The following is a 6,537-nucleotide window of genomic DNA, read 5'->3' as shown; positions in this document are numbered from 1 at the left end:
GTGCACACCTGCGCGGGCAGCCGCTGACGTGGCAGCTCGACGATCGCGGCGCCCGGTGGTGTGGACCGGCGGCGACGGCTCCGCGGTACCGGTTGGCCCGGCTCGCCACCGATCCGCCCAAACCCGGGCTGGTGCGCGTCGGCCCGGATACAGGAACCACCATCGCCGGCGAGCTGTGGCTGATCAGCACCGCGATGCTGGGCGATTTCCTCGCCGAGTTGCCCGACCCGATGGCACTGGGCCGGGTGACCCTGGCCGACGGTTCGGATGTCGTCGGCTTCGGCTGCGCCCTCGACGCCTGGCATGACGGTGCCGACATCACCCACCACGGTGACTGGCGCAGCTACCGCAGGCGCGTCGGACCCGGGATACCGGCCACCCGGCCCGATGTGGTCAACCGCCGGTGGCGTCGCCGGGCGCTGGTGGTGCCGGGAACCACAGTGGACACCACCACCGACGTCGAATGGTTGCAGGCCGCTCGGATCTACGTCGATCTGCGGGTACCTGCCGGTCTGGCACCGGTTACCGCGACGTCACCGGCCGAGCTGACCCGCGAGGATCTGTTGTCGATGTGCCAGATCCAGGCTTTTGCCGGAACGTTGGCCGTCGACGGTGTCGAGTGGACCTGGCACCGTGATGTGGACCTGCACCCCGCCGAGCCGTTGCCCGACCGTGGTCGGCTACACCTCGCCGACGGCCTGCTCATCGAAACCGGCCTCGGGCGTGACTATTTCGAAGACTGGCTACCGACACCCACCGATCCCGCGAGCACCTCCCTGGAGTTGGCACTGCGCGACGATTCGGGCCGCGACGGCTTCTTGATCCGGGTCGGGGATCGATTCGGTTATGCCCGCGGGCGGGCGGCGGGAGACCAGCCCGACGGTGACCGCTCGTTGTACCAGAGCATCGCCACGGCCGGCCTGGATCGGGGCCGCGCACTGATGGATCTGGAGATCTCACTGGGCACCGTGGCCGGCGCCGTCTGGCGTATCACCAGCTCCACACTGCCGTTCCGGATCGGCGACGATCTGTCACCCGAAATCGTTGCCGGTCAATCTGTCTCGACGGCAGAGCGCGGCCATGACGGCACACCGTTGCGACGCCGATGGACAGTGCGCTCCACCGTCACTGCCACCACGGGAAAGGATGTCCCTCGATGACTGTCAGCACCGAGATGACCCGCGACTTCACCGATGTTCCCGTGCTCGACATTTCCGCGTTGCTCGACGAATCGGACCCCGGCTACGTCGCCGCGGCGGATGCCCTCGGCGAGGCCGCCCGAGGCGTCGGCTTCGCCCAGATTGTCAGCCATGGCGTGGACCCCGCCCTGTTCGAAGCGCTGCTGGAGCGAACCAAAGCCTTCTTCGCGTTACCCGAGGCCACAAAGCACGCGGTCTACATCGGCAACTCCCCCAACCATCGTGGCTACGTACCGCCCGGCGAGGAGATCTTCGCGGCCGGGACCGTCGACATCAAGGAAGCCTTCGACCTGTCGATCGACCTGCCTGCCGATGATCCCCGCTCGACGTCGGGCCACCCCCTGCTCGGCCCCAACCAGTGGCCAGAGCTCCCCGGCTTCCAACAGGCGGTGACCGACTACTACAACTCGGTTTTCGCGCTGTCACGAATCCTGCTGCGCGCCTTCGCAGTGAGCCTCGGCGAACCCCCAGATCGATTCGACAAGTTCGTCACCGTGCCTCCGTCACAGCTGCGGCTGATCCATTACCCGTTCGACCCGGCCGCGGCGGATCGGCCCGGGATCGGGGCGCACACCGACTACGAATGCTTCACGCTGCTGCGACCGACCGCACCGGGGCTGGAAGTGCTCAACGCAGCCGGGATGTGGATCGACGTGCCGCTGATCGAGGGAGCGTTTGTGCTCAACATCGGTGACCTGTTGGAGATCTGGACCAACGGCGAGTTCGTGGCGACCACGCACCGGGTGCGCAAGGTCAGCGAGGAACGGTACTCGTTCCCGTTGTTCGTCAACGTCGACGCCGACACCGTGGTGGCCCCACTGGAGGCATTCATCGGCGAGGACACGGCCACGGTCAAACCCACGGTGCTCGCCGGGGACCACCTGTTCGCCCAGACCGCACAGAGTTTCCGGTATCTGCAGGACCGGATCGCCCGAGGGGAGGTGACCCTGCCCCAGGGCACTCGACCGTTGGCCAGCTTCGGGCGAGATGCACTGCTGCACCGCTGATCTCCACCGACCGGCAACGGCGCCGATGTTCGCTCACGCCTTTGAATCCCTACTCGAATCCTGGAGTACGCCATGATCATCGCCGGCGTTGCCGTCTTCCTCCTGCTGCTGACCGTCAGTGGCATCGTCTCCGCGCGCCGGGTGCGCGGCGACTCCAACAACTATCTCGTCGCGGGCCGCGGCCTGCCGGCCCTGGTTGTCGCGGTGGTCCTCATCGCCCAACCCGTCGATTCCAACGCCACGATCGGTAATGCCGACCTGGCGTCGTCGTTCGGATTCTGGGCCGGTGCCGCGCTACCGATCGGCCTCGCACTGTGCCTGCTGCTGATGGGCCTGTTCTTCGCCAAGCGGCTGCGTTCGGATGAACTGATCACGTTGCCCGACTACTTCCGCAGGCGGTTCGGTCCCTCCGTCGAGGTCGTGTCCTCGTGCCTGACCGTGGCCAGCTTCGCGATCCTGTTGGCGGGCAACCTGGTTGCCGTCGGATTCCTGCTCGAACGTTTCCTGGGTGTCTCCTATCTGGTGGGTGTTCTGGTGACCATCCCGCTGGCGCTGCTCTACACCATCAGCGGCGGCATGTTCGCCAGCGTGTACACCGGGATCGCCCAGATCGCCGTCACCGTCGCCGGCGTCATCGCGCTTGTCGTCTGGGTGGCCACCACACACGGGTTTACGGCCCCCGAAGGCATGGGCGTCGGCGACCTGTCGCAGTTGACCTCCAGCGATTCCGGCGCCGTGATCAACTGGGCCACCATCATCGCGCTGGGCCTGGGCAACCTCGTCGCCATCGATCTGATGCAGCGGGTGTTCTCGGCCCGCAGCCCCGGAGCCGCGCAGAAGGCCTGCTTCGGTGCGGCGGCCGGCATTCTGATGTTATGTCTGCCATTGTCGTTCGTCGCGTTGGCAGCGATCGGGATTGTCGGCGACGGAGCCGCGGACGGACCGATCCTGTACACCTTGCTGGGCGAGTACGCACCAACGTGGCTGGCGATCCTCGTCATCTCCGGTCTGCTGGCGGCCACTTTGACGACCATCAGCGGAATCCTGTTGGCCACGGCCGCGGTGGTGGTACGCAACATCTGCAAGATCGATGCGGACGCGGTGGTGATGTCTCCGCGCAGCCTGCTGGCCACTCGGTGGGCGACGGTGCCGATGGCGGCGCTGGCGGCGCTGATCGCATTGCGGGTTCCGCAGACCGGCATCCTGCTCACGCTGGCCTTCGACATTCTGCTGGCCAGCCTGGTGGTGCCGTTCATCCTGGGCCTGTACTGGTCCCGGGGAGGTTCGGCGGCTGCGGCGGCGGCAATCGTGGCGGGTATCGCAGTGCGGCTGACGTTCTTTGTGCTCACTCCCACGATCTACGGTGTCGACAACACCCTGCTCTACGTGCCCAATGAGTGGGTGACGACGTCGGCCGACGGCTGGTCCACACTGCTGGCCGGCGCCGTGTCCCTGGTGGCGTATGTCGCAGTGGCACTGGCAACACCCCGTTCGGTTCCCGAGACCGCGCCCACCGCAGTCGACGCCGGCACGGCTGTCGCACCGGTCCGGGTGTGACAGCCGATCAGCTGACCGCCGCGATCGCGAACGGCAGCACCTCCGGCGCACCGGCCTGGCGCAGCACCCGCGACGCCATGGTCAGTGTCCATCCGGTGTCTGCCCGGTCGTCGACCAGCAGTAGGGGTCCGCTCAGTTCCGGCAGCACCGGGGTCTCCCACGAACCATGCAGTGCGGCAACACGATATGCACTGTTGGCCGCGGTCACCGGACGGCGTTCGACGGCGTAGCGTAGGGTGCCGAGGTCGGTGAGCCGGCCCAGCTCGGCGAGCCGTCGCGCCAACGACCCGATGAGTTGCGGATGGCTCTCGGAGTCCAGCGCCAGCACCCCCACCGGCCGGGTCTCCCATTTCCATGCCGCCAGCACGTCCACCGCTGCGCGCACCAGGTCGTCGGGCGCCTCGGCGTCGGGGCCGTCGAGGACCGCACGTAACCGCGCACCCCAGCCGAGGTCGGTCAACCTGCCGATCGCGCGCCCGACGGCGGGTCCGTCGGAGATCTTGCCGGTCAAGCTCACCCCGAGTTTGGCCAGCCCCGAGGGCCATTGCCGCCGCGCCGAGATCTCGACACCCGGGCGCATCAGCTGCGCCCGGGTGGCCTCGGCGGCCTCGGCGTCGACGCGGGCGTCATAGTGCGCTCCTGCGCAGTTGTCACAGCGCCCGCACCGCTGCCCGTCCGCCAGCTCCGGATCGTTGAGCTGGCGCCGCAGGAAGGCCATCCGACAGCCCGCGGTGTCGAGATAGTCGAGCATGGCCTGCTGCTCGTTCTGACGGGCTTCGTCGAGTCGGCGGTAGCGCTCCTCGTCGTAGCTCCACGGCTCTCCGGTGGCGAGCCAGCCGCCCTTCACGCGGTGCACCGCCCCGTCCACGTCGAGCACCTTGAGCACCATCTCCAGCCGGGTGCGGTTCAGGTCGACCAGCGGTTCGAGCGCCGGGGTGGACTGTGGCCGATCCCGGTCCAGCGCACCGATCACGTTGCGCACCATTGCTTCCGAAGGAAAGGCCACCGACGCGAAGTACCGCCACACCTCACGATCCTCGGTACCCGGGAGCAACACCACTTCGGCGCTCTCGGTGGACCGGCCGGCACGCCCGACCTGCTGGTAGTAGGCGATGGGTGATGCCGGGGCACCCAGGTGCACCACAAACCCGAGATCGGGTTTGTCGAATCCCATTCCGAGTGCCGATGTGGCGATCAGCGCCTTGACCCGGTTGTGCTGCAGGTCACCTTCGAGCTGTTCTCGTTCGGCGGCTTCAGTGGCCCCGGTGTAGGCGGCGACCGGATGCCCACGCTCACGCAACATCGCCGCCACATCGTTGGCCTGCGCAACGGTCAGCGTGTACACGATGCCCGATCCTGGTAGCGAATCCAGTTGGGCGGCAAGCCAGGCTGCTCGCTGTGCGGGGTTTCCTGCCTTCACCACGGCCAACCGCAGCGATTCACGGTCCAGCCCGCCGCGCAGCACCAGAGTGCCGGAGCCCTCCCCACCGACACCGAGCTGGCTGCGGATGTCCTCGACCACCCGGTCATTGGCGGTCGCCGTGGTCGCCAGGACGGGGATGTCGCTGCCCAATTCCGCAATCAGCGTGCGGATCCGCCGGTAGTCCGGCCGAAAATCATGTCCCCAGTCCGACACGCAGTGCGCCTCGTCGATCACGACAAGACCGGCGTCGCGTGCCAGTGACGGCAGAACACCGTCCCGAAAGTCCGGGTTGTTCAACCGTTCCGGGCTGACCAGCAGAACATCGAGGTCACCACCCCTGACTCGCTGATGAACCTCGTCCCAGTCGGCAACATTGCTGGAGTTGATGGTGGACGCGCGCACACCGGCACGCTCGGCGGCGCTGACCTGGTTACGCATCAACGCCAGCAGCGGCGACACGATGACGGTGGGCCCCCGCCCTTCGGCACGCAGCAGTTTGGCGGCGATGAAGTAGACCGCCGACTTCCCCCATCCGGTGCGCTGCACCACCAGGGCTCGCTTGCGGTGAGTCACCAGCGCCTCGATGGCCGTCCACTGGTCGTCACGCAGCGTGGCACCCGGACCGGCCAGCTGTTCCAGTAGGGCCTGCGCGTCGTCTCTGGTCGCCATGCCCCCATCGTGCCCGGTGCCGGTGACAGCACCCAACTTGCAAGCAAACGACTCCGACGGCATCGATGTCGTCGGTGGGCGATGACATGACCGAACACATGTTCGAGATATCTGGTGCTGGTGGGTTGCTCACCGAGGTGGAGCAGCCCCGCCTCGATGAGTCCGCTTTATGGGCGCATCGGATGGCCGCCATCGCCCCGCTGCTGCCGCAACGCACCGCCGAAGCCGAAGGCCACGCCGCCGCCGATCCTGATACCGACCCCTGATACGCCCACCAACCCCAGAAACGGCCGAACTACCACGCCACCAACCCAGCGCCGCAGTCGCCCGCTGGATCCGCTGCCGCCCCCTGACCTGCAGCTTCCCCGGCCGCAACCGCTCCGCCTGGCAAGCCGACCTCGACCACACCATCGCCTTCGACCACCAACATCCCCTCCGCGGCGACTGGACCATACCCGCCAACCTCGACGCCAAATGCCGCCACCACCACCGCCTGAAAACCTTCCACACCGGCACAGGAGGATGGGCCGTCGAACAACTCGTCGACGGCACCACCCTCTGGAAATCCCCCACCGGCCGGGTCTATCGCAGCACCCCCGACGGCGCCGAAGTCTTCGGCGACATCGCCGCCGCCAGCCCCACCCCGCGACGCACCAACCACCGCCTCACCAAAGCCACACGC

The 6,537-nt window shown here is 67.5% G+C and carries 5 protein-coding genes and 1 pseudogene; 4 read left to right on the top strand and 2 right to left on the bottom strand.

All coding sequences use genetic code 11. The annotated features are described in order from the left end of the window. The 3 genes from WBB07_RS08550 to WBB07_RS08540 all read left to right on the top strand — a co-directional run. Positions 1-1,160, top strand: a 1,160-nt coding sequence (locus WBB07_RS08550) for an allophanate hydrolase-related protein (RefSeq protein WP_526306623.1), incomplete at its 5' end; no start/stop codon positions are given. A 14-nt stretch (positions 1,161-1,174) separates the two neighbouring features. Beyond that, positions 1,175-2,206, top strand: a complete 1,032-nt coding sequence (locus WBB07_RS08545; RefSeq protein ID WP_526306625.1) for an isopenicillin N synthase family dioxygenase — start codon at positions 1,175-1,177, stop codon at positions 2,204-2,206. A 72-nt stretch (positions 2,207-2,278) separates the two neighbouring features. After that, entirely contained in the window at positions 2,279-3,763 is a 1,485-nt protein-coding gene (locus tag WBB07_RS08540; protein ID WP_526306621.1) for a high affinity choline transporter 1, read from the top strand. A 7-nt stretch (positions 3,764-3,770) separates the two neighbouring features. Here the strand turns inward: WBB07_RS08540 and WBB07_RS08535 are convergent, their stop codons facing one another. After that, positions 3,771-5,855, bottom strand: coding sequence for a RecQ family ATP-dependent DNA helicase (locus WBB07_RS08535; RefSeq protein ID WP_526306619.1), 2,085 nt, complete (start codon positions 5,853-5,855; stop codon positions 3,771-3,773). A gap of 86 nt (positions 5,856-5,941) precedes the next feature. Between WBB07_RS08535 and WBB07_RS08530 the strand changes: the two genes are divergently transcribed. Next, on the top strand, positions 5,942-6,121 hold the full coding sequence (locus WBB07_RS08530; protein ID WP_526306617.1) for a hypothetical protein: 180 nt from the start codon (positions 5,942-5,944) through the stop codon (positions 6,119-6,121). Positions 6,122-6,150: 29 nt separating this feature from the next. Here WBB07_RS08530 and WBB07_RS08525 read toward each other — a convergent pair. Continuing rightward, positions 6,151-6,537, bottom strand: a pseudogene (locus tag WBB07_RS08525) (hypothetical protein); the annotation flags it as partial.

It is taken from the genome of Mycobacterium sp. (assembly GCF_049647605.1).
GTDB lineage: Bacteria > Actinomycetota > Actinomycetes > Mycobacteriales > Mycobacteriaceae > Mycobacterium.
This window is presented reverse-complemented; position numbering and strand designations above follow the sequence as displayed.

Coding starts and splice junctions, on each gene's coding strand:
- WBB07_RS08535 (WP_526306619.1), bottom strand. CDS start 5,855: ATGGCGACCAGAGACGACGCGCAGGCCCTACTGGAACAGCTGGCCGGT.
- WBB07_RS08530 (WP_526306617.1), top strand. CDS start 5,942: ATGACCGAACACATGTTCGAGATATCTGGTGCTGGTGGGTTGCTCACC.
- WBB07_RS08545 (WP_526306625.1), top strand. CDS start 1,175: ATGACCCGCGACTTCACCGATGTTCCCGTGCTCGACATTTCCGCGTTG.
- WBB07_RS08540 (WP_526306621.1), top strand. CDS start 2,279: ATGATCATCGCCGGCGTTGCCGTCTTCCTCCTGCTGCTGACCGTCAGT.